General features: G+C 69.8%; 25 protein-coding genes. 6 read left to right on the top strand and 19 right to left on the bottom strand.

What is annotated here, in order from left to right:
• Window positions 1-40 precede the first annotated feature (40 nt).
• The 7 genes from EEY80_RS07275 to EEY80_RS07245 all read right to left on the bottom strand — a co-directional run bounded on the left by EEY80_RS07275 (window position 41) and on the right by EEY80_RS07245 (window position 7,411).
• On the bottom strand, window positions 41-1,033 hold the full coding sequence (locus EEY80_RS07275) for a Bug family tripartite tricarboxylate transporter substrate binding protein (protein ID WP_164738180.1): 993 nt from the start codon (window positions 1,031-1,033) through the stop codon (window positions 41-43).
• A gap of 413 nt (window positions 1,034-1,446) precedes the next feature.
• Complete coding sequence (locus tag EEY80_RS07270) at window positions 1,447-2,073, bottom strand: fumarate hydratase C-terminal domain-containing protein (RefSeq protein WP_126975932.1); 627 nt, start codon at window positions 2,071-2,073, stop codon at window positions 1,447-1,449.
• Window positions 2,070-2,939, bottom strand: a complete 870-nt coding sequence (locus tag EEY80_RS07265; RefSeq protein WP_205749050.1) for a fumarate hydratase — start codon at window positions 2,937-2,939, stop codon at window positions 2,070-2,072. The genes EEY80_RS07270 and EEY80_RS07265 overlap by 4 nt, the downstream gene beginning before the upstream one ends.
• Window positions 2,940-3,016: 77 nt before the next feature.
• On the bottom strand, window positions 3,017-3,928 hold the full coding sequence (locus EEY80_RS07260; RefSeq protein ID WP_164738179.1) for an NAD(P)-dependent oxidoreductase: 912 nt from the start codon (window positions 3,926-3,928) through the stop codon (window positions 3,017-3,019).
• Window positions 3,929-3,965: 37 nt separating this feature from the next.
• Window positions 3,966-5,117 (bottom strand): acyl-CoA dehydrogenase family protein, encoded by a 1,152-nt coding sequence (locus EEY80_RS07255; protein ID WP_126975930.1) that lies wholly within the window; start codon window positions 5,115-5,117, stop codon window positions 3,966-3,968.
• Window positions 5,114-6,178 (bottom strand): acyl-CoA dehydrogenase family protein, encoded by a 1,065-nt coding sequence (locus tag EEY80_RS07250; RefSeq protein WP_126975929.1) that lies wholly within the window; start codon window positions 6,176-6,178, stop codon window positions 5,114-5,116. Before EEY80_RS07250 ends, EEY80_RS07255 begins: the two co-directional genes overlap by 4 nt.
• Window positions 6,179-6,187: 9 nt before the next feature.
• Window positions 6,188-7,411 (bottom strand): CaiB/BaiF CoA transferase family protein, encoded by a 1,224-nt coding sequence (locus tag EEY80_RS07245; protein WP_126975928.1) that lies wholly within the window; start codon window positions 7,409-7,411, stop codon window positions 6,188-6,190.
• Window positions 7,412-7,549: 138 nt separating this feature from the next.
• On the opposite strand from EEY80_RS07245, the gene EEY80_RS07240 reads away from it, so the two are divergent.
• Complete coding sequence (locus tag EEY80_RS07240; protein WP_126975927.1) at window positions 7,550-8,011, top strand: MaoC family dehydratase; 462 nt, start codon at window positions 7,550-7,552, stop codon at window positions 8,009-8,011.
• Window positions 8,012-8,061: 50 nt separating this feature from the next.
• Here the strand turns inward: EEY80_RS07240 and EEY80_RS07235 are convergent, their stop codons facing one another.
• The 3 genes from EEY80_RS07235 to EEY80_RS07225 form a co-directional block, all read right to left on the bottom strand.
• Window positions 8,062-8,907, bottom strand: coding sequence for an alpha/beta fold hydrolase (locus tag EEY80_RS07235; RefSeq protein WP_126975926.1), 846 nt, complete (start codon window positions 8,905-8,907; stop codon window positions 8,062-8,064).
• Between the two features lie 268 nt (window positions 8,908-9,175).
• Complete coding sequence (locus EEY80_RS07230; RefSeq protein WP_126975925.1) at window positions 9,176-9,802, bottom strand: RraA family protein; 627 nt, start codon at window positions 9,800-9,802, stop codon at window positions 9,176-9,178.
• A 30-nt stretch (window positions 9,803-9,832) separates the two neighbouring features.
• Window positions 9,833-10,804, bottom strand: coding sequence for a hydroxyacid dehydrogenase (locus tag EEY80_RS07225; protein WP_126975924.1), 972 nt, complete (start codon window positions 10,802-10,804; stop codon window positions 9,833-9,835).
• Between the two features lie 166 nt (window positions 10,805-10,970).
• Here EEY80_RS07225 and EEY80_RS07220 point away from each other — a divergent pair, with 166 nt between their 5' ends.
• Window positions 10,971-11,651 (top strand): GntR family transcriptional regulator, encoded by a 681-nt coding sequence (locus EEY80_RS07220; RefSeq protein ID WP_164738178.1) that lies wholly within the window; start codon window positions 10,971-10,973, stop codon window positions 11,649-11,651.
• 28 nt (window positions 11,652-11,679) lie between these two features.
• On the opposite strand, the gene EEY80_RS07215 is transcribed toward EEY80_RS07220, so the two are convergent.
• Window positions 11,680-12,939: an alpha-hydroxy acid oxidase gene (locus EEY80_RS07215; RefSeq protein WP_126975922.1), complete on the bottom strand. Its 1,260-nt coding sequence runs from the start codon at window positions 12,937-12,939 to the stop codon at window positions 11,680-11,682.
• Between the two features lie 54 nt (window positions 12,940-12,993).
• Window positions 12,994-13,872 (bottom strand): NAD(P)-dependent oxidoreductase, encoded by an 879-nt coding sequence (locus tag EEY80_RS07210; protein ID WP_126975921.1) that lies wholly within the window; start codon window positions 13,870-13,872, stop codon window positions 12,994-12,996.
• 267 nt (window positions 13,873-14,139) lie between these two features.
• Between EEY80_RS07210 and EEY80_RS07205 the strand changes: the two genes are divergently transcribed.
• From EEY80_RS07205 to EEY80_RS07195, 3 genes are all read left to right on the top strand, one after another.
• On the top strand, window positions 14,140-15,102 hold the full coding sequence (locus tag EEY80_RS07205) for a Bug family tripartite tricarboxylate transporter substrate binding protein (protein ID WP_126975920.1): 963 nt from the start codon (window positions 14,140-14,142) through the stop codon (window positions 15,100-15,102).
• Between the two features lie 66 nt (window positions 15,103-15,168).
• Window positions 15,169-15,642, top strand: coding sequence for a tripartite tricarboxylate transporter TctB family protein (locus tag EEY80_RS07200; protein WP_126975919.1), 474 nt, complete (start codon window positions 15,169-15,171; stop codon window positions 15,640-15,642).
• 4 nt (window positions 15,643-15,646) lie between these two features.
• A complete protein-coding gene (locus EEY80_RS07195; RefSeq protein ID WP_126975918.1) occupies window positions 15,647-17,149 on the top strand; it encodes a tripartite tricarboxylate transporter permease in 1,503 nt (500 codons plus the stop codon).
• Between the two features lie 72 nt (window positions 17,150-17,221).
• Here the strand turns inward: EEY80_RS07195 and EEY80_RS07190 are convergent, their stop codons facing one another.
• From EEY80_RS07190 to EEY80_RS07160, 7 genes are all read right to left on the bottom strand, one after another.
• A complete protein-coding gene (locus tag EEY80_RS07190) occupies window positions 17,222-18,178 on the bottom strand; it encodes a VOC family protein (protein ID WP_126975917.1) in 957 nt (318 codons plus the stop codon).
• A gap of 59 nt (window positions 18,179-18,237) precedes the next feature.
• Window positions 18,238-19,170 carry a BKACE family enzyme gene (locus tag EEY80_RS07185; RefSeq protein WP_126975916.1) on the bottom strand — a complete coding sequence of 311 codons (933 nt, stop codon included), beginning with the start codon at window positions 19,168-19,170 and terminating at the stop codon, window positions 18,238-18,240.
• A gap of 9 nt (window positions 19,171-19,179) precedes the next feature.
• Window positions 19,180-20,469: a TRAP transporter large permease gene (locus EEY80_RS07180; RefSeq protein ID WP_126975915.1), complete on the bottom strand. Its 1,290-nt coding sequence runs from the start codon at window positions 20,467-20,469 to the stop codon at window positions 19,180-19,182.
• Complete coding sequence (locus EEY80_RS07175; protein ID WP_164738177.1) at window positions 20,466-21,035, bottom strand: TRAP transporter small permease; 570 nt, start codon at window positions 21,033-21,035, stop codon at window positions 20,466-20,468. The genes EEY80_RS07180 and EEY80_RS07175 overlap by 4 nt, the downstream gene beginning before the upstream one ends.
• Window positions 21,036-21,037: 2 nt before the next feature.
• Entirely contained in the window at window positions 21,038-22,063 is a 1,026-nt protein-coding gene (gene dctP, locus EEY80_RS07170) for a TRAP transporter substrate-binding protein DctP (RefSeq protein WP_126975913.1), read from the bottom strand.
• Between the two features lie 75 nt (window positions 22,064-22,138).
• Entirely contained in the window at window positions 22,139-23,797 is a 1,659-nt protein-coding gene (locus EEY80_RS07165; RefSeq protein ID WP_126975912.1) for an FAD-dependent monooxygenase, read from the bottom strand.
• A 75-nt stretch (window positions 23,798-23,872) separates the two neighbouring features.
• Window positions 23,873-24,754 (bottom strand): fumarylacetoacetate hydrolase family protein, encoded by an 882-nt coding sequence (locus tag EEY80_RS07160; protein WP_126975911.1) that lies wholly within the window; start codon window positions 24,752-24,754, stop codon window positions 23,873-23,875.
• 105 nt (window positions 24,755-24,859) lie between these two features.
• Here EEY80_RS07160 and EEY80_RS07155 point away from each other — a divergent pair, with 105 nt between their 5' ends.
• Window positions 24,860-25,558, top strand: a complete 699-nt coding sequence (locus EEY80_RS07155; RefSeq protein ID WP_126975910.1) for a GntR family transcriptional regulator — start codon at window positions 24,860-24,862, stop codon at window positions 25,556-25,558.
• The last annotated feature ends 29 nt before the right edge of the window (window positions 25,559-25,587 follow it).

The following is a 25,587-nucleotide window of genomic DNA, read 5'->3' as shown; positions in this document are numbered from 1 at the left end:
GTCGGGGCAGCGGCACGGACCGCCGCCCCGCGGTTGAGGCTTATTCGGAGATACCGAGATCGGTAATCACACTCGCCCATTTCTCGCGCTCGCTCGCCAGGAAGGCCGTGGCCTCCTCGGGCGTGGTCAGCGTCGGGGCGAGGCCGCGTTCGGCATAGATCTTGCGCACCTCCTCACTCTCCATCGCCGCGTTCAGCGCCTCGGAGAGCTTGGCCTGCACGTCGGCCGGCGTGCCGTCAGCCGTCACCAGCAGGTTCCACAGGACTGCGGTGTACCCCTCGAACCCGCTCTCGCTTACGGTCGGGACGTCGGGCAGCAACGTGTCGCGCTCGGGCGAGGTCACGGCGAGCGCCTTCAGGCCGCCGCCCCGCACCTGTTCCGCGCCTTCCGGGGTCGGCAGCAGCACCAGGTCGACATGCCCGCCAAGGGCGTCGTTCATCTGGGGAGTCGAGCCCTGATAGGGAATGTGCAGCATTTCCGCATCGGCCAGCGTCAGCAGATACTCCATGCCCAGATGGCCCGGCGTGCCGACGCCGGAGGTGCCGAAGGACACCTCGCCCGGATGTTCCTTGGCATAGGCGAACAGCTCGTCCAGCGTGTTCTGCTCGAGGTCCTTGCGGGCCGCGATCACCAAGCCGAGCGTGCCCATCACGCCGATGACGTCGAGCTGGCTGTCCATGTCGTAGCCGGTGTCACGGCCCATCGCCGACACCAGGATGGATGCGCCCAGGCCGCTCACGCCGAGGGTGTAGCCATCGGGTGCGGAGTTGGCCACATGGGCGATGCCGACGGTGCCGCTGGCGCCGGGGCGGTTCTCGACGATCACGGGCTGGCCCAGCGTCCGCGACATGTTGTCGGCGATGATCCGGCCGACGATGTCGGTCGATCCGCCCGGCGGGAAGCCGACGACCAGCGTCACCGGCTTGGTGGGGTAATCCTGCGCAAACGCCATGCCGGCGCTGCAGAGGGCGATGCCGCCGGCCGCTGTCGCGATCAGCGCGCGGCGGGTGACATTCCAGGTTCCGTTGGACATTTCAAACTCCTCCTCTTGTCGGTTCATGTGCCAGGCCGTCTTCGTCGGATCGGCTGGACTGCGTAATCTCGGGGTTGACGGGGCGGCCGCCCGGCCTTGGTCCGCCCGCGTGTTCCGTGCCGGTCCCCCTTCCGTAACGGCGGGTCGGGGCCTCAACCCCATCGGTTCGCGGCGGCCGCCCGCCCGCATTCGAGGCTCCGGATCAGCGCGCCGTCCCGCGCGTTCCGACCCGTCACCGGGCTTCTCCTCCTCCCACGGCACCACAAAGCCCGTGCCCTGCCGCTTCCTCCAAAAAGAACGTAAATATAGCACATAGCTTTTTGACGCCGGGCCAGATTCGTTGCAAGCGATTTGTGCCGGCTCGGTCCGCGGGGATGCCCGAGAGGCCCCGCAGGCAGTCGACAGGAACGGGGTCAGGTGCCCTCTCTTTGCGTTCTCATGCGGGCGAGTATCTCCTCCCTCCGGCCCGCGGCTGCCTCGAGCGTGGTGTCGTAGATGCTGTTGCCGTGGGCATCGATTCCCACGGTCAGCGGGCCCAGGCGTTCCACCTCGATGCGCGCGATCCGGTAATGCGAGATCATTTCGGGCCAGCCGATGCCGGTGACCTTGCGGATCGCTGCCGTGATGATCTCTGCGCCGCCGCCGAGGAAGCCGAGATAGACGCATCCGGCCTCGGCCATGGCGCGCGCGCTCTCGGCGCTCAACCCGCCCTTGCCGCCTGTCATCCGCAGGCCCAGCCCCGGTATCAGCCGCGGCATGTGGCCGTTGAAGCGCGTGCTGGTCGTCGGGTTCATGTAGACGATCCGCAGCGATCCGTCCTCGGCCTCCTCGTTCAGGCTGCCGAGGTGAAACAGCGCGCCGTTCCGCATGTCGAAGGGCAGCTCTTCCTGCCCGTCGATGCAGCGCAGCAGGCGGTCATGGGTCGGAAGCCCGGCGGTGGCGAAGATCTCGCCGGACAGGTACACGAGGTCCCCGGCCCGAAGCTCCTTGATCGCGTCCTGGCCGATCGGCAGGGTCAGATCGTGTTCGCGCAGGCTCATTCGCCCCACTCCATCCGGCCATCGTTCCAGATCTTCACGCTGGTCCGGCGGTTGATCCAGCAGTTGAAGCAGACGGCGACGGGCGTGAAGCCGTGCCCGCTCGAATAGTCGATGTGAACCCCCAGCACCGTGGTGTCGCCGCCCGTGCCCATCGGCCCGAACCCGAGCGCGTTCACCGCGGATTTCAGACGCTCCTCCATCTGCGCGAGGATCGGTTCGGGGTTCACCTGTCCGATCGGGCGCAGGGTCTGCTTCTTCGCGAGCGAGGCGCAGTGGTCGAAGGACCCGCCGATGCCCACCCCCATGACGACCGGCGGGCAATGCTGCGCGCCCGCCTTGATGGCGACGTCGAGAACGTAGGTCTCGATCTGCTCGAGCGACGGAAAGGTGAACAGTTCCAGCGCCGCCCAGCGACCCGACCCGAGCGCCTTGGGCGAGCAGACCATCTCGATATAGTCCGCCCCGCTTTCGAAGTCGTAGGACACGATGGGCATGTCCTTGCCGTGATAGCCGCGTTCCTGCGTCAGAGGGTTTGTCACATGCTTGAGCAGGGGTGGCTCGATGGTGTCGACAAGCTCCTCGTAGCCGCGCCGGATGGAGGCCTTCAGATCGCAGCCCAACTCGACCTTGCTGCCGATCTTGACGAAATAGGTCGGCACGCCGCTGTCCGAGCAGACGAAGCGGTCCTTGCGCTCGGCCAGTTCCGCGCTTTTGAGCTGCAGGTCGAGCGTCCGCCGCGCAAGCTCGTTCGATTCCGTCCGCATGGCCGCCCGCAGCCCTTCTTTCGCGTCTTCGGGCACCTTGCGGAGCGAGCGCGAATACAGCTCTCGCGTCGCGGTCTGGATCATCTCGTCGGTGATGGGCAACGGCTGGCTCTCCCTTGATCGGCGTACCTTCGGCCGCCATTCCGCATGTTCGCGCGGATAAAGATCAATGATATAACTTATAAGGTCGAGTTGGCAATGTCGCGAATGCGACGGATCAGGTCGACCCGGTTCTGGCGGGTATAGACCGCGGCATGCGGCGACAGCACGCAGCGTTCCAGCGAGAGGAACCTTTCATCGGGGGTCGGCTCGTTCTCGAACACGTCGAGCCCGGCGCCGGCGATGCGCCCGTCCCGAAGCGCCGCGATCAATGCCTCTTCGTCGACGACCGATCCGCGCGACACGTTCACGAGATAGCCCTGCGGCCCGAGCGCCTCGAACAGCGCGGCCGAGGCGAGGTGCCGGGTGTCCGCGCCTCCCGCACAACTGAGCACCAGCAGGTCCGACTCCGCCGCCAGCCGCAACAGATCGGGCTCGAAGTGCCAGGGCACGGGCTTGGCCTGCCGGCCCGTATAGGCCACCGTACAGCCGAGGGCGGAGAGCTTTTCGGCGATGCGGCCGCCGATCCGCCCCAGTCCGACGATCCCGGCCCGCGCGCCCGAGAGCCTGCGGCCCAGCGGCGCGCGACCCGTCGCCCACCCGCCGCTGCGCATGAACCGGTCATTGGCCGCGACATTGCGCATCGCGGCCATGGCCAGCGCCACGGCACATTCGGCGGTGTCCTCGGTCATGACATCCGGGGTCGGGCACAGTTCGATGCCGCGCGCCTCGAGCCAGGGCAGGTCGAAGAGATCGATCCCGGCGCCCACGCTGGCGATGCGCCGCAGCCCGGGAAGCCGCTCGATCACGCTCTTGTCGGCCCCGCCCATCGCCGATGTGAGACCCAGAACGATCCCAGCGACCGCCTGCTCTGGCAGGCCGGCCAGTTCCTCCGGCGACACGAAGTCGACCTCGGGTTCCAGCGCGTCGCGCACGTCCTTCGGAAAGGCGCCCAGCACCGCCACCTTCCGCGTCGTTCCAGACTTTGTCATAAGGTCCCTTCCTTCCGCTAGCCGGTCTGTGCCCATCTCACGAGGGCAGGTCCAGAACCGCCTTCGCCAGCATGTTGCGCAACACCTCGGTCGAGCCGCCGAAGATGGTCGTCGGCCGCGCGGAAAGCCAGGTGGCCGCGGCATGCAGGCGGATATCGCCGTCGGGCGGTTCGCCGAGGCCCGCCGTCTCGGCCGCGATCTCCAGCCCGAGGTCCGAGATGCGCTGGTACAGCTCGCTCTGGCAGATCTTCAGCATCGCGACATCCGCCCCGATCGGGCGGCCGTCGCGCAGCGCGTCGACATAGGTCTCGAAAAGGTCGGCCAGATCCTCGACCTCGCAGGCAAGGGTCACGTAGCGGTCGCGGAAGGCGGGGTCATGCCAGATGCCCCCCGCCCGAGCCTGAAGGCGCAGCCGCGCCAGCGCCGATGCGGACAGCCGGGGCGCGCCGATGAATACCCGCTCATGGCCGAGCAGCGCCTTCGCGATGGTCCAGCCGTCGTTGACGGCGCCGACGATGTGGTCGGCCGGCACCCGGACCGCGTCGAAGAACACCTCGCAGAATTCCGCGTCGCGCTCCAGGTTCAGGATCGGGCGGATGGTGACGCCGGGGGCATCCATCGGCACCAGCAGGAAGCTGATCCCCGCCTGCTTCTTCACCGTCTTGTCGGTGCGCGCGAGGATGAAGATCCAGTTCGCGTCCATGCCCAGCGTCGTCCAGGTCTTCTGGCCGGTGATGACCCAGTCGTCGCCGTCGCGCACCGCCTCGCAGCGCACGGCGGCGAGGTCGGACCCCGCCCCCGGCTCGCTGTAGCCCTGCGCCCAGATGTCCTCGCCCGACAGGATCCGGGGCAGGAACCGGGCGCGCTGCGCCTCGGTGCCATGCTTGATCAGCAGCGGGCCCAGCATGACCGGGCCGATGTCATTGACCCGCGCGCAGCCGTGGCGCTCCATCTCGTCGATGTAGATCAGGTGCTTGCCGGCGGTCAGCTCCATGCCGCCATAGGCGCGGGGCCAGGTCGGGCAGATCCAGCCCCGCGCCGAAAGCCTGAGGTACCAGGGCTTCACCTCGGACCAGTGCAGCCGGTGCAGCGCATAGCGGGGCAGGTCGGCGGGATACTCGGCCTCGACGAAGGCCCGCACCATGGCGCGGAAATCGGCGTCGCTCATCGCATTGTAGTCGGTGCTCATGCGGCGTCCCCCTGGTCGAGAAGGTCGGACAGGATCCGGCGTTGCAGCGCTGCCCCGCCGAAGAAGCCGGTCTCGACCATGGCCTTGCAGACGAACAGCCCGATATCGGCCTCGTCGGTGATGCCCATGGCGCCGTGCATCTGGATCGCCTCGCGCACCACGCGCATCGTGCTCGACGACGCGCGCAGCCGGCAGCGGGCGATACCGCGCCGCGCCGCGTCGCCGCCCGTGCCGGTGTCGAGCCGCCGGGCGGTGGCGAAGATCGCCGCGCGGGCCAGCTCGACCTCGATCTTCATCTCGGTCGCCCGGTGCTGCAGCGCCTGGAAGCTGCCGATCGGGCGGCCGAACTGCTCGCGCACCCGCAGATAGTCGAGCGTGATCGCCAGCGCACGTTCGGACAGGCCCAGCAGATAGGCGCAATGCACGAGGCCCGCCTCGCCGATCGCGGCGCCGATGTCGGGGCAGGGCAGCAGCTCCGCCTCGACCCCGTCGAAGGCGACGGTCCCCAGCCGGCCCCCGTCGAGCGTGGGCTCCGCCGTGACCGTGAGGCCGGGCGCATCGGCCGGAACGACGGCCACGCCCGCCGCCGTCGTCACCGCGAAAAGGTCCGCCCCCTCGGCGCCGGGTATCGCGACCTTGCGGCCGGACAGCCGCCCCCCGCCAAGGCCGCCCTGCCAGTCGAGGCTGCGCGGCGCATCCTGCCAGGCGGTCAGCATCACGGCCTCGCCGGCCGCGACGGTTTCGGGCAGCGCGCCCTGCAGCAGCCGCCCGGCCAGGATCGTCGAGAGGATCGGTTCGGGCACCAGCCCGCCGCCCAGCACCCGCGCCAGTTCGCAGGTCTCGCGCAGGCCGAGGCCCAGCCCGCCCGCCTCCTCGCCCACCCGCATCAGGAACAGGCCCAGTGCGCCGGCCTGTGCCATCACGTCGCGCTCGAAGCCGGCGCCCTTGGCCCGAAGGCGCCGCACCCGGTCGAGCGAACCGTCGGCCGGGACGATGGCCCGGGCGCTGTCCACGATCATCCGGGCGTTCTCGACCCAGTCCTCCTGCATCGCACCGTCCATCCGCGCCTCCTATCGCACCACGCCGGCGGCTCTCAGCCGGTCGATCTCGTCGGGGGCGAGGCCCAGCTCGCCCAGCACCTCGTCGGTATGTTCGCCGAACAGCGGCGGATGGCGCGGCGGCGGCATCTCTGCGCCCGAGAAGCGGACCGGATTGGCGATATAGCGGACCTTGCCGGCGCTCGGATGGTCGAGGTCGCGCAGCAGCGCGCGCTCCACCACCTGCGGCATTCGGAAGGTATCCTCGAAGGAATTGAGCGGCCCCGCGGGGATCCCGATCGCCTCGAGTTCGCCATAGCAGGTGTCGGCGTCGCGCCGGATCAGTTCCGCCGCCAGGATCGGCACCAGAACCTCGGAGTTCTGCACGCGGGCGAGGTTGGTGGCGAAGCGCGGATCGTCGGCCAGCTCCGGCAGCCCGAGATAGGCGGCGAACCGGCGGAACTGCGCGTCGTTGCCGATGGCGATCATGATCGGGCGGTCGGCGCAGTCGAAGGCCTGCCACGGGCAGGTGATCTGCGAGGCGGTGCCGTTGCGGCGGGGCAGCTTGCCCGAGGACAGGTAGTTCATCGCCATGTGCGAGGCCGCATGGATCTGGGTGTCGAGCAGCGCGATGTCGATGAACTGTCCTTCGCCCGAGGTCGCGTCGCGATGGGCGATGGCGGCCAGGATCGCGGCCACGGCATATTGGCCGGCGGTGATGTCCGAGATCGAATAGCCGATCAGCGCGGGGCCGGCGCCGGGCTGGCCCTCGGGGATGCCGGTGATGCTCAGAAGCCCGCTCATCGCCTGGAAGATCGGGTCGTAGCCCGGCAGATGCGCCATCGGCCCGGTCTGGCCGAAGCCGGTGATCGAGCAATAGACCAGCCGCGGGTTGATCTTGGCGACCTCCTGCGGATCGAGGCCGAAGCGCGCCAGCGTGCCGGTCTTGAAATTCTCGATCAGCACATCCGCGCCCTCGATCAGCCGCCGCGCGAGCGCCTGCCCCTCGGGCGTGGCCAGATCCATCGCAACCGAGCGCTTGCCGCGGTTCATCGACAGGAAGGACGACGTCTCGCCGGTGGGCGCGCCATCCGCGCCCAGATGCGGGACGCCCATGCGCCGCACATCGTCGCCGCCCTTCACATGCTCGACCTTCACCACCTCGGCGCCGAAATCCGCCAGCAGCTGCGCGGCCCAGGGGCCGGCGAACACCCGGCTGAAATCCAGTACCTTCAAATGGCCGAGACACCCGGTCATCAACGCCTCCCTCGTCGCGAACCCCGTCGCAGGATTCTCCACTGCGGCGGGTTGCGCAAGTAAAAAGTCGTAAATATGATTTTTTATGCTTTGATCTGCCGGTGCGTTGTCTGCCGACGCGGGCGAGGGGAGGATGACATGCTGGAAGTGACCACGCCTGCGGATCTTGCGGCGCATGCGGGCCGGGATCTGGGCGCGACGGACTGGTTCGAGATCGCGCAGGCCCGGATCGACGCCTTTGCCGAGCTGACGGGGGACGATCACTGGATCCATGTCGATACCGCGCGTGCGGCGCGCGAGGCGCCGGGCGGGCGCACGATCGCGCACGGGCTCTACCTGCTGTCGCTGGTGCCGCGGCTGCAACGGGGGCTGTTCCGCATCGCGCGGCGCGGGGCCGGGTTGAGCTATGGCTATGAGAAGGTGCGCTTCACCGCGCCGGTGCCGGTGGGCGCGCGCGTGCGGCTGCGCCAGCGGCTGGTGTCCGCGGTGCCGCGCGGCGGGGCGACGCAGGTGGCGCTCACCTCGACCTTCGAGATCGAGGGGCAGGAGCGCCCGGCCCTGGTCGCTGAGGGCCTGCTGCTTCTGCATCCCGCCGGCTGAGCCGGGGCGGGAAGGGGCAGCCCCCAAGGCGGGCTGCCCCGGCGGACGGGTCAGTTCCGGCCGAGAAGCGCGTCGGCCCAGTCGGCGATCGCGTCGGCGGTCTCCACCGGCTTTGCCGCCGGCAGCGCATGGCTGGCGCCGTCGATGACCTTCACGGTGACCCGGTCGCCGAACTCGTCCTTCACCTCCATGCGCGAGGATTCCGGCCGGAACGGGTCTGATCCCGCCTGAAGGTCGAGGATCGGCGCGGTGCCGCCGGCCCACCAGTCGGCCTGATCGGTGGCCTTCCGCGCCGCGCGCTGGCTGACCGTCACGTCCTGATGCCAGCCCTCGAGCCAGGGCTCGGGGTCGTTCTCCTCGGTGAAGAAGGCCAGCTTCAGGCCGGCCAGCTTTTCCTCACGGCTCGAGGCAGGGTCGTTGATCGTGGTGATCGCATCCGACAGCTCTTTCGGCCAGGACTTCGCGCCGCCCGCCAGCAACACGATGCCGTCGGTCATCTCGGGGTGATCCGAGGCGATGGTCTTGGCGATCCACTGGCCGTAGGCATGGCCGACGACGATGGCCCGGCCCCCCTCGGCGCGGATCACCTCGGCGAAGTCGTTGCCGAAGTCATGGAAGCTCACGCCTTCCATCGGACCCACGCTACCGCCGATGCCGCGCGGCTCGGGCAGGGCGACGGAATAGCCGCGTTCCGCCAGCCGGTCGGCCACCGGCGCGAGTTCCCCCGCCGAACGGCCCGTCGAGGCGATGATCACCACCAGCGGCCCTTCGCCGCGCAGGGAATAGGCGATGGTGGCATCGCCGTTCGTCACCGTACGCTCTGCAACCTCCTGGGCCAGCAGCGGTCCGGAACATATGGCGAGGGATAACCCAAGCGCGGTCAGCATCTGTCTCATCCGTCTCCTCCGTCGGATTTGTGGCAGGGTGAAGGGCCTTGCCGGACAGGATCTCACCGCTCCCGTCGCGCATGGCGCGGCGGGACTGGCCGGTGCCGGGGCGGCGGCAAGGCGTCGCCGGTGGCCGCCAGCGGGCTGGCGGCGGCGAGCGGACGCCGGTCTGTCGTCGGAAGCACCCTCCGGGGAGGAGGTTAAGTCAATGAGCCATATTTGTCATTCATTTTATCGGAGCCCCGCTTTCGCTGCCGTCGCGGGGCGTCCGCCGCGATCATCTGGCGTAGGCGCCCGTGTAGGTGCCGGCCGCGATCTCGTCCATGATCGCCTGTTCCTTGCGGGCCTGCGCCTCTGTCGCCTCGATCAGCGCCCCGGCCTCGGCCGGTGCGAAGGCGACCACGCCGTCGCTGTCGCCGACGACGATGTCGCCCGGTGCCACCACCATGCCATGCAGCGCCACCGGGACGTTGATCCGCCCGGGGCCGTTCTTGTAGGGGCCGCGATGGATCGCCGCCCTGGCGAAGACGGGGAAGGTATCCGCGCCGATCTCGGCTGTGTCGCGCACGGCACCGTTCAGCACAAAGCCGGCGGCCCCGCGCGACCTGGCGATGGCCACCATGATCCCGCCGATCAGGGCGCGCGAGGTGTCGCCGTCGCCATCGACGACGATCACGTCTCCGGGCGTGATCTGTTCGAGGGCCCGGTGGATCGTCTGGTTGTCGCCCGCCGCGACCTTGACGGTCAGCGCCCGGCCCACCATCAGCTCCGTCCCGCCGTGGAAGGGCCGGAGCCCGACCGCGCCCGGCAGGCGGTCGAGGTTGTCGCTGATCAGCGCGGTCGCGGTCTTGCGAAACCGGTCGAACAGCGCGGTTTCTTCCGCGGAATTGGGGGTATAGGTCACAGTGGTCTCCTCCGGTGGGTCAGGGCTGGGTCAGGGCTGGAACGGGGTGGCCGGCGCGTTGACGGGATGTGTGGGGCGCCCGCCCGCGAGCACGGCGGCGATCTCGGCCAGCGCCGTCATCCCGACCTTCATCAGCGCCTCGTCGGTCTGGCCGGCCACATGCGGCGTGACGATCAGGTTCGGCAGCTCTGCGATGGGCAGGCGGTTATGCGGCATCGGCGCGACCATGTCGGCGATCTCGGCCTCGAGAACGTCGAGCCCGGCACCGCCGAGATGGCCCGCCCGCAGCGCCGCGGCCAGGGCCGTCTCGTCGACAAGGCCGCCGCGGCCGGTATTGATCAGGATCGCGCCGGGTTTCATCCGGACCAGCGCCGCCGCGTCGATGATGTGATGCGTGGCGGGCAGCAGCGGCACATGCAGGCTCAGCACATCGGCGCGCGCCAGCAGCTCGTCCAGCGGGACGACATGGGGCAGCGCTTGGTCGAGCGCCGGGTCCGCAACGATCACCGTCATCCCGAGCGCGCGGCCGATATCGGCCACGATTGCACCGATATTGCCCATGCCCAGCAATCCGAGCGTCCGCCCCTCCAGCTCGATCCCGTTCAGGGCCGCGCGGTCCTCGGCCCAGCGACCGCGCCGGGTCTCGTCCGAGGCGATGGTCAGCCTGCGGCCGAGCGCGAGGGTCAGCGCGAAGACATGTTCGGCCACGGCGCGGCTGTTGCCGCCCGGCGTGTTCGTCACCCAGATGCCGCGCCGGGCCGCGGCGGGGCTGTCGACCGTGTCGGTGCCGACCCCGTGCCGCGCGATGATGCGCAGGCGCGGGCACCCCGCCATCATCTCGTCCGTGAAGGCGCCGGACCGCAGCAGCACCGCATCGACCCGGCCCGCCACGGCATCGAGAGGCACGGCGCCGGGACCATAGGCGAGGCTGACCTCGGCCCTGGCGCGGGCGGCCTCGACTACGGCCGGATGGATGGGGCTGGAGATATGGATATGCGGCATGGCCTCACCGGTGGCTGTGTCGGGCGGGTTGCGGTGCGGGGGCAGGGCGGGTCCCCGATCCTCGCCCGCGCCGCGCCGATGTCGGGACAAAAGGCCGCCCCGCGATTGGCACCGCGGGCGGATGACGGTAAGGAACAGATCTCAAACCTGTCCCCGGCGGGCGAAGATGAACGTTACCGAAACCGTCTACACCTTCCTTCGGCGCAAGCTGGCCTCGGGCGTCTACGACCCGGGGATGCACCTCAAGGAAGAGGCCATCGCCGCAGAGATGGGCGTCAGCCGCACACCGGTGCGGGCGGCCCTGACCCGGCTGATCGCCGAGGGGCTGCTCAGCCCCGGCCAGAAGCGGGGCGCGATCGTCACCCAGTGGCGCAAGGAGGACGTGAGCGAGATCTTCGCCATCCGGATCCTGCTCGAGGGGCACGGGGCCTTCCTCTGCGCCACCCATGCCACGCCCGAACAGATCGCGACGCTCGAGGCGACCTGCACCGCCATGGAAGAGGCCTTCGCCAGCCAGCGCAGCGGCTGGCTGGACGTGCTGGGCGAGGGCAACCGGGTGATCCACGAGATGCTGTATGACGGCTCGGGCAGCCCCTACCTGCGGATTTCGGGCCGGCATCTGCTGGACGTGCAGATGGTCATGGGCGGGTTCTACATCTACAATGACGACGATATCGCCGAGAGCCTTCACCACCACCGCGAACTGACGAAGGCGATCCGGCTTGGCAACGGGCCCTGGGCACGCGCGGTGATCGCCTGCCACCTGGGCGCGGCGATGGAGCGGTTCCTGCGCAATGACGGCGAGCCGCTGCGCCGCGACCGGCCGCAGGGCGCCGCCGCCGGCTGAGCCGCGCTCGGGCGCCGGGAAGGGCAGCTCAGGCCGCATGAATATGCTCGGCCGACAGGTCGTCCAGCGATCCGAGCCCGAGGAATGCCAGACCGCGGTCGACCTCGTCCCGCAGCAGGGACATGGCATGGGCCACGCCCTCGGCCCCCTCCATCACGGCAGCATAGAGAAACGGGCGGCCCAGGAAGACGAAGTCCGCCCCCAGTGCGAGCGCCTTCAGCACGTCGGTGCCGCGCCGGATCCCGCCATCCATCATCACCGTCATGCCAGCCTTGACCCGCAGGATCGCCGGCAGGGCGTCGAGCGGTGCGATCGCGCCGTCGAGCTGTCGCCCGCCATGGTTGGACACGATGATCCCGTCGCAGCCGCAATCGGCCGCGATGGCCGCATCCTGCGGCGCGAGCAGCCCCTTCACGACCAGCCGGCCCGGCCACAGGCGGCGGGCCAGACGCACCTGATCCCAGGCGAGCCGTTCCCGGCCGATGGTCGAACGCTGCAGCGTGCGTGAAAACAGCGGCGGCCCCTGCACGGCCTCCATGTTCTCGAAATGGGGCATGCCGCGACGGAAAAGTTCGCGCCCCAGTGTCCCCAGCGTCCAGCGCGGATGGGTGACGCCTTGCCAGACGAGTTGCGGCGTGATGCGGAAGGGCGCGTCGAAGCCGTTGCGGGCGTTGTGTTCGCGATTGGCGGCGACAGGGGCGTCGGCGGTGATCACCAGCGTGTCGAAACCCGCGGCACGCAGGCGATGCAACAGCGCCTCGATCCGGCGGTTGTCGCCCGGGACGTAGGCCTGAAACCAGGTGCTGCCGCCCTCGGCCGCCACCCGTTCCAGCGGCGTCAGCGAGGCGGCCGAGCAGATCGCGACGCTGCCGCAGCGCGCGGCGCCCTGAGCCAGCGCCACGTCGCCATCGAAAGCGGCCAGCGCACTGAAGCCCATCGGCGCGATGCCGAAGGGCACCTGTAGGGTCTGGCCGAACAGCTGGCGCGACTGGCTGCGGCCCGAGACGTCGCGCAGCGTCCGGGGCAGGAACACGTGCCGGCGAAAGGCGGCGCGGTTCGCCTGCAGGCTCTGGTCGGTTTCGACCCCGCCCGCGACATAGCCCGCGATGGAGGCGGGCAGGCGTTTCAGGGCGCGGGTCTCGAAGTCCTGCAGCGCGAGGTAGCGGCGCAGCCGGGCCGGCACCTGGCTGGGATTGCGCGTCACGATCGCGTCCTCGCGCCGGGCGACGGCGACCGGGGCGGCCGGGATATCGGCGGGCGGTTCGGTGGTGGAACGGGTCGTCGTCATCGGCTGCGGCCCCCTTGCCGCGAACGTGCCCTGTGCGGGCCGATCCGGTCGCGATCAGCCGGCCACGGGGGCGGCATGGGCTCGCAACCAGTCGAGGGCGACGCGGGGCGACGCATCCGGGCCAGGCCCCTCCGCCGCGGCGCGCGCCAGCACGCCCAGTCCGGCGGCGGCCATGGGCAGCGGCAGCCGGCCGGCCAGCAGGGCCTGCGCCGCCTCGAGCTCGATGGCGCGGCGTCCGGCGTGGCGCGGGTGGGTGCGCAGCATCTCGTCCATGAAGTCGATGAACGCGACCTGCCGCAGGTCGCCAAGGACCAGCGGCAGCTTGTCCTGCAGGCCCAGGGCATCCGCGGCGAGGTTCAGCTCGACCACGAGCGCCTCCAGCGTCTTGGTAAAGAGGCTGCGCAGCAGTTTCAGCTGGCCCGCATCGCCATGGCGGCCGCCGGGCAGCACCGTGACCCGCGCGCCGAGCGGCGTCAGGATGCTTTCGGCGGTTTCGCAGGGGCCGCCGGCCAGAAGCAGGGGCGTGGTGTGGCCCGTCAGCCCGACGGCCCCGAGGATCACGCCATCGACGAGGCGCCCGTCGAGTTCCTCGGCCGCGAGGCGCATCGTGGCCGCATCCGACGACGACAGATCGAGGATGGTGCCGTTGCCGCCGCGGCCCGCTAGGTCGCGCAGCGCCGCGAGGGTCAGTGCGGCCGGCAGGATGCTGATGACGAGCGTATAGTCGTCGAGCCGTGCGGGCAGGGCCGCGCACAGCGTCAGCCGGGGCCGGTCGATCGGCCCCTGCGCGGCGATGGCCGGATCGACGGCGGTCACCCGGGCCCCGGCCGCGGCCAGGCCGGTCGCGAAGGGCTGGCCCGCGGCGCCGAACCCCAGCACGAGGATCTGCGGCGACGGGTCCGCGAGGGTCTGCTGTGGCGATGAACTGTGCAAGGCGCCTCCTCCACGATTCGGCTTGCTGATGGTTCCGTGATAAAACAGAAAAAATACAAAGCAAGGGCAAGGTTCGCTTGAGGCGTGTCTGAAACACTATTGATGAGCGCTGCAATCTGCCAAGGAAAATGCTGAAATAAATAGATATTATGCGATAGTTCGGAGCGTGCTGAAATTTTCCCTTTACGCATTGCCGGCCCGACTGTAGCACTATTTGTGTCCATGTTACGCGTCGTGGAGGGCGCGCTAGGGATCTGGGAGGATGACATGAACCGGCTGACGACGGCTGCGGTTGCAGCCCTGATGACGCTTGCGGGTGGGGCTGCCTGGGCAGACTATCCCGAGCGCCCGATCACCATGATCGTGGCCTACAGCGCCGGCGGCGGCACTGACATCGCCGCGCGCACGCTTGCCCCCTTCATCGAAAAGCACCTCGGCGACGGCGCCTCGATCGTCGTGCTGAACCGCCCCGGCGCCAGCGGCGAGATCGGCTTTGCCGAACTCGCGAAGGCCAATCCGGACGGCTATACCATCGGCTTCATCAATACCCCGAACGTGGTGACGATCCCGATCCAGCGCGACGCCCGCTACACGCTCGAAGGCATTCAGGCGGTCGCCAATGTGGTCACCGATCCCGGCGCGTTCAGCGTCCTGCCGCAGAGCGAGTTCAAGACGCTGGACGAACTGGTGGAATATGCCAAGGCGAACCCCGGCAAGGTGACTTACGGCACGACCGGGCTCGGCTCCGACGACCATCTCGCGGCCCGCGCTTTCGAGAAGGAGGCGGGTATCAAGCTGACCCACGTGCCGTTCAGCGGGAATGCCGATGTCCGTGCCGCCGCGCTCGGCGGGCATATCATGCTGTGCAACATGAACATCTCCGAGACGGTCGCCGACGCCGAGGAAGGCGCGCTGATCCCGCTGGGCCAGATGGCCGAAAGCCGCTGGGACGAGGCCGCAGACGTGCCGACCTTCCGCGAACAGGGATATGACGTCATCTCTGGCTCGCAGCGTGGCATCGGCGCGCCGGTCGGACTGCCGGACGACGTGCTGGGCAAGCTGCAGGCGGCCGTCAAGGCGGCGGTCGAGGACCCGGAATTCCAGGCCCGCGCCGCCGAACAGAAGCTGGCGCTGGACTACAAGGACGCCGCCGCCTTCACCGCCGATCTCGAGGCGATGCACGCGACCTATTCGCAGCTCTGGGACGAAGAGCCCTGGGCCCAGAACTGACGCCGGCTTGACGTCTCTGGCAGGAGGGGGCTCCCTCCTGCCGCGGCCATTCGTGACGGAGACCCGATGATGCGCAGGGTTCACCTCGAACTCGCCCTCTCGCTCGGCTGTGCGGCGCTGTCGCTGCTGGGCTATGCCACCGCGCGCGGCTATGGCGGCGGCAGCGGGATGCTGCCCTCTGCCGTGCTGCTGATCGCCACCGCCCTGTCCGCGATCTGGTTCCTGCAGTCCGTCATCGAGCTGCGCCGGACCCCGGTCGAGGGTCCGGCCCCGGATCCCCTCCGCATCTCGCCTGCCCAGTTGGGCCGCTTTGCGGCGCTGATCCTGGGGACGGCGCTGGTGGTGCTGGGCATCGACAGCATCGGCTTCTTCACCGCGGGCCTGATCCTGTTGCCGGCGATGGCGGTGGCATTGGGATACCGGGCGCCCGGGCCGATCGCCGTGGCGACGCTGTGCTTCATCGCACTGCTCTACGGCGTCTTCCATCTGCTGCTGAAGCTTCCGCTGCCGCCGGAAGCCGTCCTCTCATTGCTGGGTTGAACCGATGCTGGATACCCTTCACCAGATCGTCGCCGCGCTGCCGGCGCTGATGACCGTGCCGGTCGTGCTGTCGATGCTGCTCGGCACGGCCGTGGGGATCGCGGTCGGCGCCCTTCCCGGGCTGTCGGCGACGATGGGCATCGCGGTGCTGATCCCGCTGACCTTCACCATGGAGCCGCTGGCAGCCCTGGGGATGATGGCGGGCATCTACAACGGCGCGATGTATGGCGGCTCGATCCCCGCGATCCTGCTGCGCATCCCCGGGACGCCGGCGGGCGTGGCGACGGTGTTCGACGGCTATCCGATGGCGCAGAAGGGGCAGGGCAGGCTCGCGCTGCGCATCTCGCTGGCCTCATCGGCCATCGGCTCGGCGGTCAGCGCGGTGGCGCTGCTGCTGCTGGCGCCGCCTCTGGCCATGGTCGCGCTGAAGTTCAGCCCGGCCAACTACTTCTGGCTGGCGATCTTCGGGCTGATGACCATCGCCGTCCTGCTGTCGGGGAACCCGGTCAAGGGGCTTCTGGCCGCCTGCCTCGGGCTGGTCATCGGCTGCATCGGCGTCGATCCGATCACCGGCGTGGAACGCTTCGCCTTCAACCAGCTCGATCTGCTCAGCGGCATCGACATCGTGGTGCTGCTGACCGGGCTCTATGCGATCCCGCCGGCCATCGACCTGGCGATCAATCCGCCGAAGCTCGGGACCGAGGCGCGCCAGCTCGACGGCCGGCCGGAGGGCTTCCGCTGGTCGCAGCTGGTGCCGGTCTGGGTCAAGGCCTCGGTCATCGGCGTGGTGACCGGGATCATCCCCGCGCTCGGCGGCAATGTGGCCGCGCTCTTCGCCTGGAACGAGCAGCGGCGCGGCGATCCGGACAAGGCCAAGTACGGGCAGGGGGCACCCGAGGGTGTGGCGGCGCCGGAATGCGCGAACAACGCCGATACCGCGGCGACGCTGATCCCGGCGCTGACACTCGGGATCCCGGGCAGCGCGGTCGCGGCGGTGATGCTGGGGGCGATGCTGGTGCACGGGCTGATCCCGGGGCCGCAGCTTTTCCGCGACAATGCCGACGTCACCTACGGCTTCATGCTGTCGATGCTGATCACCGCGGGGATGATGTATGTCCTGGGCACCGTCGGCGCGAAGGCGTTCATCTATGTGCTGCGCATGCCGGCCCGGCTTCTGTCGCCGATGATCATGCTGATGTCGGTGATCGGCGTCTATGCGATCCACAACAGCCTGTTCGAGGTCTGGCTGATGCTGGGCTTCGGCCTGCTCGGCTTCCTGATGGAGAAGCTCGACATCCCGACCGCGCCCACCGTGCTCGCGGTGATCCTGGGGCCGATGGCCGAGGATGCGCTGCGCCGCACGCTGCTGATCTCGGGCGGCGATGCCGGGGCGCTGTTCTCGGGCGCGATCTCGTGGATCCTGATCGCCCTGCTTGCGGTCTCGACCTGCCTGCCGCTGCTGAAGCGTCTGCGCAGCCGCCGCACCGGGGCCCGCGCGGGCGCGTGACCGCGCCTGCCGGATGCCCGCCGGTCGGGTGGCGCGAGGCAGGGCCGGTCCCTGAACGTCCGGCTGCCGGGCCTATTCCGCCTCGAAGTTGTGCACGAAATCGGCGGGAAGTTCGGGACCCCAGAGGTAGAAGCCGTCCTGCGGGTCGTGGTCCCCGGCCTCCCAGTCGGTATCGAGGGGGATGTAGTCGATATCGCAGGAATATTCCGAATAGCTGCCCCAGGGGTCCCCGATGTAGTGGAAGTAGTTCGACCCCAGCACGTGCCGTCCCAGCCCCCATCCCTTCTGGAAGCCGCGGTCCGCCATGTGCATCGCCCCGCGCCCGATATCGTCGATGCTGCCCACGTCCCACGAGACATGGTGCATGCCCGGCGCGGCCGACTTGGCGAAGGCGATCATGTGGTGATCGGAGCCGTGGATCCCGTGCAGGAAGCAGACCCCGTCGCCCGAACGGTCCGACAGCCGCAACCCGAGCGCCCGGCAGTAGAAGTCGATGCTGCGGCCGATGTCGGGCGAGAACATCAGCAGATGCGCGAGCCGGCGCGGCCGGGTCCGCGCCGCGCGCGAGCGCAGCGGCGCCGCCGCCTGCCCCGGCGGGCAGGAGGCCATGTCGAAGGATGTCTTGACGTTGGGCGACGATTTCTCGGCCACCTTCAGTTCGATCGGTATCCCGAACGGGTCGAAGAACCACACGCCATTGCTGTCCGATCCCCGCGGCGGATCGACCAGCCGGACGCCGGCGCGCTCGATCCGGGTCTTCATCGGCTCGAAATCTTCCTCGAACACGCCGAAGGACAGATGGCCGAGCTTCTTGCGCGGGCCTTCGGAGAGCTGCATCCAGCGGTGTTCCGACCCTTCGGTGTACAGCCCGAGACCCTGTCCCTCCTCGCGCACGATCAGCCCGAAATCGCCGTAGAAGCGTTCCGCGGCCGCGAGGTCGGGCACGCTCATGCCGAAATGGTCCATGGAATGCACGCCCAGTTCGCCGGGGCGCTTCGTCACTCCGATCTTGCCGGTGATCGCCGTCATGTCCGCGTCCTCCCTTGATCCGGCCGGCGCTGTGCGGCGGCCGCGCGGTTGCCGTGGCTTCAGAAATTCGTCCGGTCGCCGCCCTTCAGGGCGAGGATCTCGCGCGCCTCCTCGGGGGTGGCGATCTCGGCGCCCAGATCCTCGACGATGCGGCGGATCTTGGCGACCTGTTCGGCATTCGACCGCGCGAGCCGGCCGCGGGCGATGAACAGGCTGTCCTCCAGTCCGACCCTGAGATTGCCGCCCAGCTGCACGGCGGTGGTGGCCAGCGGCATCTGCGCCGCGCCCGCGCCCAGCACCGACCAGCGGTAGTCGGTGCCGAACAGGCGGTCGGCGGTGCGCTTCATGAACACGAGGTTGTCCACCTCGGGGCCGATGCCGCCGAGGATGCCGAAGACGAACTGGATGAAGACGGGCGCCTTGAACAGGCCGATATCCATGCAGAAGCGCAGGTTGTAGAGATGGCCGACATCGTAGCATTCGTGCTCGAACTTGATGTCGTGGGGCGCCAGCGCGCGGGCCGCGGTCTCGATGTCGCGGAAGGTGTTGCGGAATATGTTCGCATCGGAATTGGCGATGTAGTCGCGCTCCCAGTCGAACTTCCAGGTGTCGTAGCGTTTGGCCAGCGGGTGGAACGAGAAGTTCATCGATCCCATGTTGAGGCTGCACATCTCGGGCGAGAAGGCGAGCGCGGGGCCGACGCGCTCCTCGATGCTCATGTGCAGGCTGCCGCCCGTCGAGATGTTGATGACCGCGTCGCTCGCCTGCTTGATCCGCGGCAGGAAGGCCGCGAAATGCCCGCGGTCGACCGAGACGCCGCCATCCTCGGGGCGGCGGGCATGCAGGTGCAGGATCGCGGCGCCGGCCTCGGCCGCCTCGATCGCCTGGGTCGCGATGTCCTCGGCCGTATAGGGCAGCGCGTCGGACATGGTGGGGGTGTGGATCGCGCCGGTGATTGCGCAGGAGATGATGGTTTTCGGACGTGCGGCCATGGCGGGCTCCTAGTTCATCAGGGCGGGCAGCCAGAGCGCGAGGCCCGGCCAGAGGATCATCGCCGCGATCAGCAGCGCCGGCGCCACGAGGAACATCGCTGCGCCGCGGTAGAGATCGGCCACCGAAAGCCCGGGGCACGAGGCCTTGATCACGAAGAGGTTCATGCCGAAGGGCGGGGTGACGAGCCCGATTTCCACCAGCACCACGAGCAGCACGCCGAACCAGACCGGGTCCCAGCCCCCCGCCGCCACCAGCGGCAGCACGATCGGTACGGTGATGAGGATCATCGCGATCCCGTCGAGGAAGCATCCCATCACCAGATAGGCGAGGCAGATCAGCAGGATCATCCCGACCGGCCCGAGGCCCGCCGCGGTCAGCGCCGAGGCCAGCGCCCCGGACAGCCCCGTCTGCACGATGAAATACGAGAAGATCGTCGAGCACATCACGATGAAGATCACCGACGAGACCAGCCGCACCGTTTCCACCGCGGTCGTGCCCAGCTGGCGCCAGCCGGTGCGGCGGGTGACCAGCGCCAGCACGATCGCGCCCAGCGCGCCGATGGCCGCCGCCTCGGTCGGGGTGAAGAAGCCCGCATAGATCCCGCCGATGGTCAGCAGGAACAGGCCCAGCACATGCCAGATCCGCGCCAGCGCCGGCAGAAGGGGCGCGGCGGGCCCGGTCCGGGCCGGGGCGATGCGCCGGCCGATCGCCAGCGCCACCAGCGCGTACAGCAGCATCAGCGCGATCCCCGGCACCAGCGCCGCGGCGAAGAGTTCGGCCACCGAAAGCTGGGCGATGATCGCGTAGATCATCAGGATCAGCGAGGGCGGGATCAGGATCCCCAGCGTTCCGCCGGCGGCCACCGCGCCCGCGGCCAGCCGGTCGGGATAGCCCTCGCGCTGCATCTCGGGGATCGAGACGCGGGTCATGGTCAGCGCGGTCGCGACCGAAGAGCCGCAGATCGCCCCGAACAGGCCGGAGGCCAGGATCGCCGCCACTGCCGAGGCGCCGCGGGTGCCCCGCAGCGTGGCATTGGCGGCGCGGAACAGGTCGGCCGACAGGCCCGCCACCGCGGCGACAGCGCCCATCAGCGTGAAGAGCGGCACGACCGAGAAGCTGTAGGCCTGTGCCAGTTCCGCCGGCGCGGCGCCCACGACCAGCCCCGCGCGCCCCAGCCCCTCCAGCGCGGCATAGCCCGCCGCCCCCACGAGGCCGAGTGCCACGGCCACCGGCACCCTCACCAGGATCAGGGCGACGAGCGACAGGATGCCGACCCCTGCAAGCGCGAGCGGGCTCATGCCGGGCGCTCCTGCCTGCCCTCGGCACCGGCGGGGGCCGGCGCGCCGGTCGCCCCGCGCAGCGCGCGGATCAGCGACAGGGCCGCGGTCGCCATCGAGGCGGCGAAGGCAAAGACGATCAGCGCATACAGCGGCCAGAGCGGCAGGCCGAGGTCATATTTCATGTCGCCATAGCGCCGGGCGTCCAGCATCGACGGCCAGACCCGCACCACCAGCAGCGCCAGAAACCCGACCGACAGCGCCAGCGCCACCGCCTTGACGGTGGCCAGCGCCCGCGGCGGCAGCAGGCTGTCGACCAGATCGACGCGGATCTGCTCGTCCCGCAGGAAGGCTTCGGGCAGGCCCAGCATCGCCGCGGCCAGCACCGTCACCTCGACCAGTTCCACCACGCCGTCGAGCGGCCGGCCGAGAAGCTGGCGGGCGAGGACATCCCAGCAGGTGGCGAGCATCATCACCGCGACCGCCGCGACCCCGCCCCAGGTGCAGGTCCGTGCGAGGCGCGACAGCGCGCGGTTGATCGCACCGGGCTGTGCGGCGGGCTGTGCGGCGGGGCGGGGCGCGGCCATGGTCATGCCTCCGCCATCAGCGCGTCGATCCGCGCGACCAGGGCCGCTGCCTCGGCTTCGCCCAGTGCGGCCAGCTGCGCCGCGCCGGCCGGCGCCAGCGCGGCGCGGAACGGCTCCAGCGCGGGGCCGCGCAGGTCGACGATCTCGACACCCGCCTCGGCCATGAAGCTGCGGCCCGCGGCTTCGGCCGTGTCATAAAGCCCGCCCACCCGGCGCCCGGCCTCCGGCCCGCCGCTGTCGCGCAGCAGCGCCGCAAGCTCGGCCGGCAGGCCGGCGATCATCGCGCCATTCGCGACGAGCGAGAAGGTCGCGGCCGAATTGGCGATGGTCGATACCCGGCGCACCGATTGCTGCAGCTGGAAGGCCTTGCCGCCCTCGAAGTTGAACACCGCGCCGTCCACGACCCCCTTGGCGATGGCATCGGCCAGTTCCGTGGGCGCGATGGTGGCCGGGCTGGCGCCCAGGGCCTTGAGCTGTTCGGCCACCACGCCGCTGGTGGGGCGGATCCGCAGCCCCGCAAGGTCTTCGGGGCGGCGGACCAGCACGTCCTTCATGTAGAAGCCGGTCGCGGTGGAACAGACAGAATAGAGCAGCTCGCAGCCGGGATATTCGGCCGCCGTGACATCGGCGAGCGAGGTCGCGACCCACGAGGCGCGGGCGCTGCTGATCGGCTCGCCCTCGGCATCGGCCAGGGCGAAGGGCCGGGCCAGCAGGTCGGTCACCGGGAAGCGGCCGGGATAGAGGGCGGTGTAGACGAAGGCGAAATCCGCGATCCCGGTGCGCACGAGGTCCAGCTGCCGCGGCGGGGGACCCATCTGGCCGCCGGGGAAGACCTCGATCAGCAGTTGCCCGTCCGAGGCTTGGCCCAGATCGGCGGCCCAGCGGGCCAGCTCGGCGTTGATCTGGTGCATCGGCGGCAGGTAGCTCGAGCATTTCAGCCGGACGGGCTCTGCCCTGAGCACCGCGGGGGCGGCCAGGACCAGCCCAGCACCCAGCCCCGCCACGAAGAAGTCGCGTCTGTCCATCATGGATCCTCCCTGTTGTCCGGACCCTCCCCGGCCCGGTCGTCGATCTGTCGCGGTGTCGCCCTGCCGCCGCGCGGTTCAGGCGGTCAGGATGCGGCCGTCGGGCGCGGCGGCGGCCTCGGGCATTCCGTCCCGGGCCAGCCCGCGCATCAGCGCCACCAGCGCCCCGGCGGCGGGAAGCCTGTCGCCGCGCCAGGCCACATGCTGGTCGGGCCGGATCAGCGCGAAATTCGCCTCGTACAGCGCCCGCAGCCCGTCGATCCCCGGCACGGCAATCGCAAGTGGCACGCCGCTGCGGCCGGCCTCGGCCTGCAGGGCGGCCTCGCCTTCGGGGTCGCGGACCGGTCCGGTGACCAGCAGGGTGAAGCCGGTCCCGAAGAGGTCGTAGAGCGACCGGCCATCGGTCCCCCAGGCATGGGGCGCGAGATGGCCGGGCCGGGCCGTCGGCACGTATTGCGTGACCTCGAGCGGCGGCGCGGCGCCGGGTTCGGCCGCAACCGCGCCCGAGGGCGGATAGCGATAGCCCAGCACGAGGCCGAGCGAGCGGAATTCCGGCGTCTTCAGCCGCTCGACCGCGCGGGCGGTGGCCGCGCGGGCCGCGACGCCCGCCGGGCCCGGATCGGCCAGAGCGGGATCGACGAAATGATCCGACAGCGAGGCGACGTTGCGGGTGGCGCTGTCGATCACGGCGGCATGCACGCCCCGGCGTTCCTGTTCGTAGCTGTCGAGCAGCGCCTCGCTGCCCCAGCCTTCCAGGGCGGCGGCGAGCTTCCAGCCGAGATCGACGCCGTCGCCGATCCCCAGGTTCATCCCGTGCCCGCCGAAGGGCGAATGCAGGTGGCAGGCGTCGCCGACCAGGAACACCCGCCCCGCGCGGTAGCGCGCGGCCATCAGGCTGTTGACCACCCAGTCGTCGCGGGTCACCACCTCCATCGGCATCTCGCGGCCGATCGCGCGGCGGACATGGCCGAGGAGCGTCTCGGTCGAGGTGTCGCGCGGGGCGAGTTTCGACCAGTACCACAGGTCGCCGTGATCCAGCGGCCCGATGAAGGACGCCGCCTCGGCGTCGATGATCCAGTGGAAGAGCGCGGGCACCAGCCCGGGTTCCGCGTGAAGCCCCGGGATACGCAGGATCAGCGTGGCGAAGGTCAGCATGTCGCTCTGGCCTTCCATCCCGATCCCCAGGGCCGCGCGGATCCGGCTGCGCCCGCCGTCGGCCCCCACCAGATAGCGGCTGCGCAGCCGGGAGGACCCGCCGGGCCCCTCGATCTCGGCGGTGACGCCGGCCTCGTCCTGCGTGAAGCCGGTCAGCCGGTGGCCGAAGCACAGCCGGGCGTCCGGATGGGCGGCGACATGGTCCGCGAGGATGCCCTCGATGACGTATTGCGGGATGAATTCGGCATGTTCGGGAAAGGCGTCGCGCCGCCCGGGGGTGGCGCAGAAGGCATCGTGGAACAGGTAGATCGGCGGGTCGAACAGCCCGGTGCGAAAGCTGACCTGCCGCGGAAACCCGGGCGTCAGCGGCGAGCGGGCACGAACCTCGGCGGCCAGCCCCCAGCGGCGCATCTGGGTCATCGAACGCACATTGGTCGTCTTGGCGCGGGGCTGCAGCCCCGTGCGGTCGTTCCGCTCGACGACGATCACCCGGATGCCGCGCATCAGCAGCTCGGTCGCGAGCGCCAGCCCCGAGGGCCCCGCGCCCACCACCAGCACGTCGGCATCGTAGTCCTCAGTCATCCGATCCTCCCTGCCGGCAGATGCGCCGGTCCGATCCTGCCGCCCGCCCCCGGACAGGAGGGGCGGGCCGGGCGCTCAGGCCGCGCTCAGCGCCTTGCGGCTCTCGTCCTCTTCGGCCACCACCGGGTTCGACAGGATGCCGATGCGCTCGATCTCGACCTCGCAGGTGTCGCCGGGTCTGAGGAAGACCTTCGGGTCGCGGGCCATGCCGACGCCCGAGGGGGTGCCGGTGACGATCAGGTCGCCCGGGCGCAGTTCCATCCCGATCGACAGCATCGAGACCAGATCCGCCACGCTGAAGATCAGCAGCGAGGTCGAGGCATCCTGCAGCACCTGGCCGTTCACGCGGGTGGTCAGGCGCAGCCCTGCGGCGCCGGGGGGCAGTTCGTCGGCGGTCACGAAGACCGGACCCATCGCGCCGGTGCCGTCGAAGTTCTTGCCCACCGTCCACTGGTTGGTGCGCAGCTGGAAATCGCGGATCGAGCCGTCGTTGAAGATGGTGTAGCCTGCGACATGGTCCAGCGCCCGCTCCTTCGGGATGGCGCGGCCCGGCTTGCCGATCACCGCCACCAGTTCGCCCTCGTAATCGAACATCTCCGATGCGGCGGGCCGCACGAGGTTGGCGCCATGGGCGATCAGGTTGGAGTTGAAGCGGGCGAAGACCGTGGGGAAGGGTGGCGTCTCCATCTTCGATTCCGCCGCGTGATCGGCATAGTTCAGCCCGACGCACAGCACCTTGTCGGCCCGGTTGAAGGGCAGCGCGGGCGTCACGTCGCCCTGGTCGACCGGCCCGCAGGCGGCCAGCGCCGTGGCGGCCTCGGCCAGCCGGTCCTCGCGCAGCAGCGTGTCGAGATCGCCGGGCCAGCCGGCCTCGCCCTCGAGACAGCCGCGATATCCGCCGGGCGTCGCCAGCGCGAGTCCGCGCCGACCCTCGGCGGTGAAGCTGAAAAACCGCATGCCATCCTCCTGTCATCCTCGGAGTAGAGGCTACGAAGATAATCTGCACAAAGCAACAAAAAATGTATATTTGCGCGAACAGGACATTTACGGCAGAAACAGCCCATGACCACCGTGCACAAGAGCCTCACTGCCCGCACCTGCGACCGCCTGCGCATGGCGGTCATCGAATCGCGTTATGCCCCGGGCGAGCGGCTTCGGATCGAGGAAATCTGCCGCGACCTGCAGGCCTCCAGCGGTGCGGTGCGCGAGGCGCTGTCGCGGCTGACGGCCGAGGGGCTGGTGATCGCCGAGCCGCAGCGGGGCTTCGTCGTCGCGCCGATCTCGCGCCGCGACCTGACCGACCTCACGGAGGTCCGCATCGACATCGAACTGCGCTGCCTGCACCAGTCGATCCTGCACGGCGACATGGAGTGGGAGGCCGCGATCATCGCGGCACGCCACCGGCTGGGATCGCTGCGCAACGCCTTCCTGACGCCGGGCGCGCCCGAGGCGCAGACCTGGCACCAGTTGCACGCGGCCTTCCACGACGCGCTGGCCGCCGCCTGCCCGAACCGCTGGTGGCTGCGGCTGCGCCAGCAGCTGTACGTCCAGTCCGAGCGGTATCGCCGGCTGTCCGGCCCCGCGGACGAAACCGGGCGCGACGTGCATGCCGAGCACGAGGCGCTGGCCGAGGCCGTGGTCGGTCGCGATGCGGCGCGGGCCGAGACGCTGATGCGCGATCACCTGACGCGGACGACCGACATCCTTCTGGGATCGCGCATGCCCTTCGCCGAGGATGCCGAGGCCCGCTCCCCGGCCTAGGCGATGCAAATGCGGACGCCCGGCCCGCA

Origin of the sequence: Frigidibacter oleivorans (assembly GCF_003993775.1) — a bacterium.
Taxonomy (GTDB): domain Bacteria; phylum Pseudomonadota; class Alphaproteobacteria; order Rhodobacterales; family Rhodobacteraceae; genus Frigidibacter; species Frigidibacter oleivorans.
This window is presented reverse-complemented; position numbering and strand designations above follow the sequence as displayed.

Excerpts from the sequence above, each read along its gene's own strand:
- EEY80_RS07260 (WP_164738179.1), bottom strand. The coding sequence starts at position 3,928 with ATGACAAAGTCTGGAACGACGCGGAAGGTGGCGGTGCTGGGCGCCTTT.
- EEY80_RS07200 (WP_126975919.1), top strand. The coding sequence starts at position 15,169 with ATGATGCGCAGGGTTCACCTCGAACTCGCCCTCTCGCTCGGCTGTGCG.
- EEY80_RS07220 (WP_164738178.1), top strand. The coding sequence starts at position 10,971 with ATGAACGTTACCGAAACCGTCTACACCTTCCTTCGGCGCAAGCTGGCC.
- EEY80_RS07175 (WP_164738177.1), bottom strand. The coding sequence starts at position 21,035 with ATGGCCGCGCCCCGCCCCGCCGCACAGCCCGCCGCACAGCCCGGTGCG.
- EEY80_RS07225 (WP_126975924.1), bottom strand. The coding sequence starts at position 10,804 with ATGCCGCATATCCATATCTCCAGCCCCATCCATCCGGCCGTAGTCGAG.
- EEY80_RS07270 (WP_126975932.1), bottom strand. The coding sequence starts at position 2,073 with ATGAGCCTGCGCGAACACGATCTGACCCTGCCGATCGGCCAGGACGCG.
- EEY80_RS07205 (WP_126975920.1), top strand. The coding sequence starts at position 14,140 with ATGAACCGGCTGACGACGGCTGCGGTTGCAGCCCTGATGACGCTTGCG.
- EEY80_RS07275 (WP_164738180.1), bottom strand. The coding sequence starts at position 1,033 with ATGTCCAACGGAACCTGGAATGTCACCCGCCGCGCGCTGATCGCGACA.
- dctP (WP_126975913.1), bottom strand. The coding sequence starts at position 22,063 with ATGATGGACAGACGCGACTTCTTCGTGGCGGGGCTGGGTGCTGGGCTG.
- EEY80_RS07165 (WP_126975912.1), bottom strand. The coding sequence starts at position 23,797 with ATGACTGAGGACTACGATGCCGACGTGCTGGTGGTGGGCGCGGGGCCC.
- EEY80_RS07240 (WP_126975927.1), top strand. The coding sequence starts at position 7,550 with ATGCTGGAAGTGACCACGCCTGCGGATCTTGCGGCGCATGCGGGCCGG.
- EEY80_RS07155 (WP_126975910.1), top strand. The coding sequence starts at position 24,860 with ATGACCACCGTGCACAAGAGCCTCACTGCCCGCACCTGCGACCGCCTG.
- EEY80_RS07185 (WP_126975916.1), bottom strand. The coding sequence starts at position 19,170 with ATGGCCGCACGTCCGAAAACCATCATCTCCTGCGCAATCACCGGCGCG.
- EEY80_RS07195 (WP_126975918.1), top strand. The coding sequence starts at position 15,647 with ATGCTGGATACCCTTCACCAGATCGTCGCCGCGCTGCCGGCGCTGATG.
- EEY80_RS07245 (WP_126975928.1), bottom strand. The coding sequence starts at position 7,411 with ATGACCGGGTGTCTCGGCCATTTGAAGGTACTGGATTTCAGCCGGGTG.
- EEY80_RS07190 (WP_126975917.1), bottom strand. The coding sequence starts at position 18,178 with ATGACGGCGATCACCGGCAAGATCGGAGTGACGAAGCGCCCCGGCGAA.
- EEY80_RS07250 (WP_126975929.1), bottom strand. The coding sequence starts at position 6,178 with ATGGACGGTGCGATGCAGGAGGACTGGGTCGAGAACGCCCGGATGATC.
- EEY80_RS07215 (WP_126975922.1), bottom strand. The coding sequence starts at position 12,939 with ATGACGACGACCCGTTCCACCACCGAACCGCCCGCCGATATCCCGGCC.
- EEY80_RS07235 (WP_126975926.1), bottom strand. The coding sequence starts at position 8,907 with ATGAGACAGATGCTGACCGCGCTTGGGTTATCCCTCGCCATATGTTCC.
- EEY80_RS07255 (WP_126975930.1), bottom strand. The coding sequence starts at position 5,117 with ATGAGCACCGACTACAATGCGATGAGCGACGCCGATTTCCGCGCCATG.
- EEY80_RS07180 (WP_126975915.1), bottom strand. The coding sequence starts at position 20,469 with ATGAGCCCGCTCGCGCTTGCAGGGGTCGGCATCCTGTCGCTCGTCGCC.
- EEY80_RS07160 (WP_126975911.1), bottom strand. The coding sequence starts at position 24,754 with ATGCGGTTTTTCAGCTTCACCGCCGAGGGTCGGCGCGGACTCGCGCTG.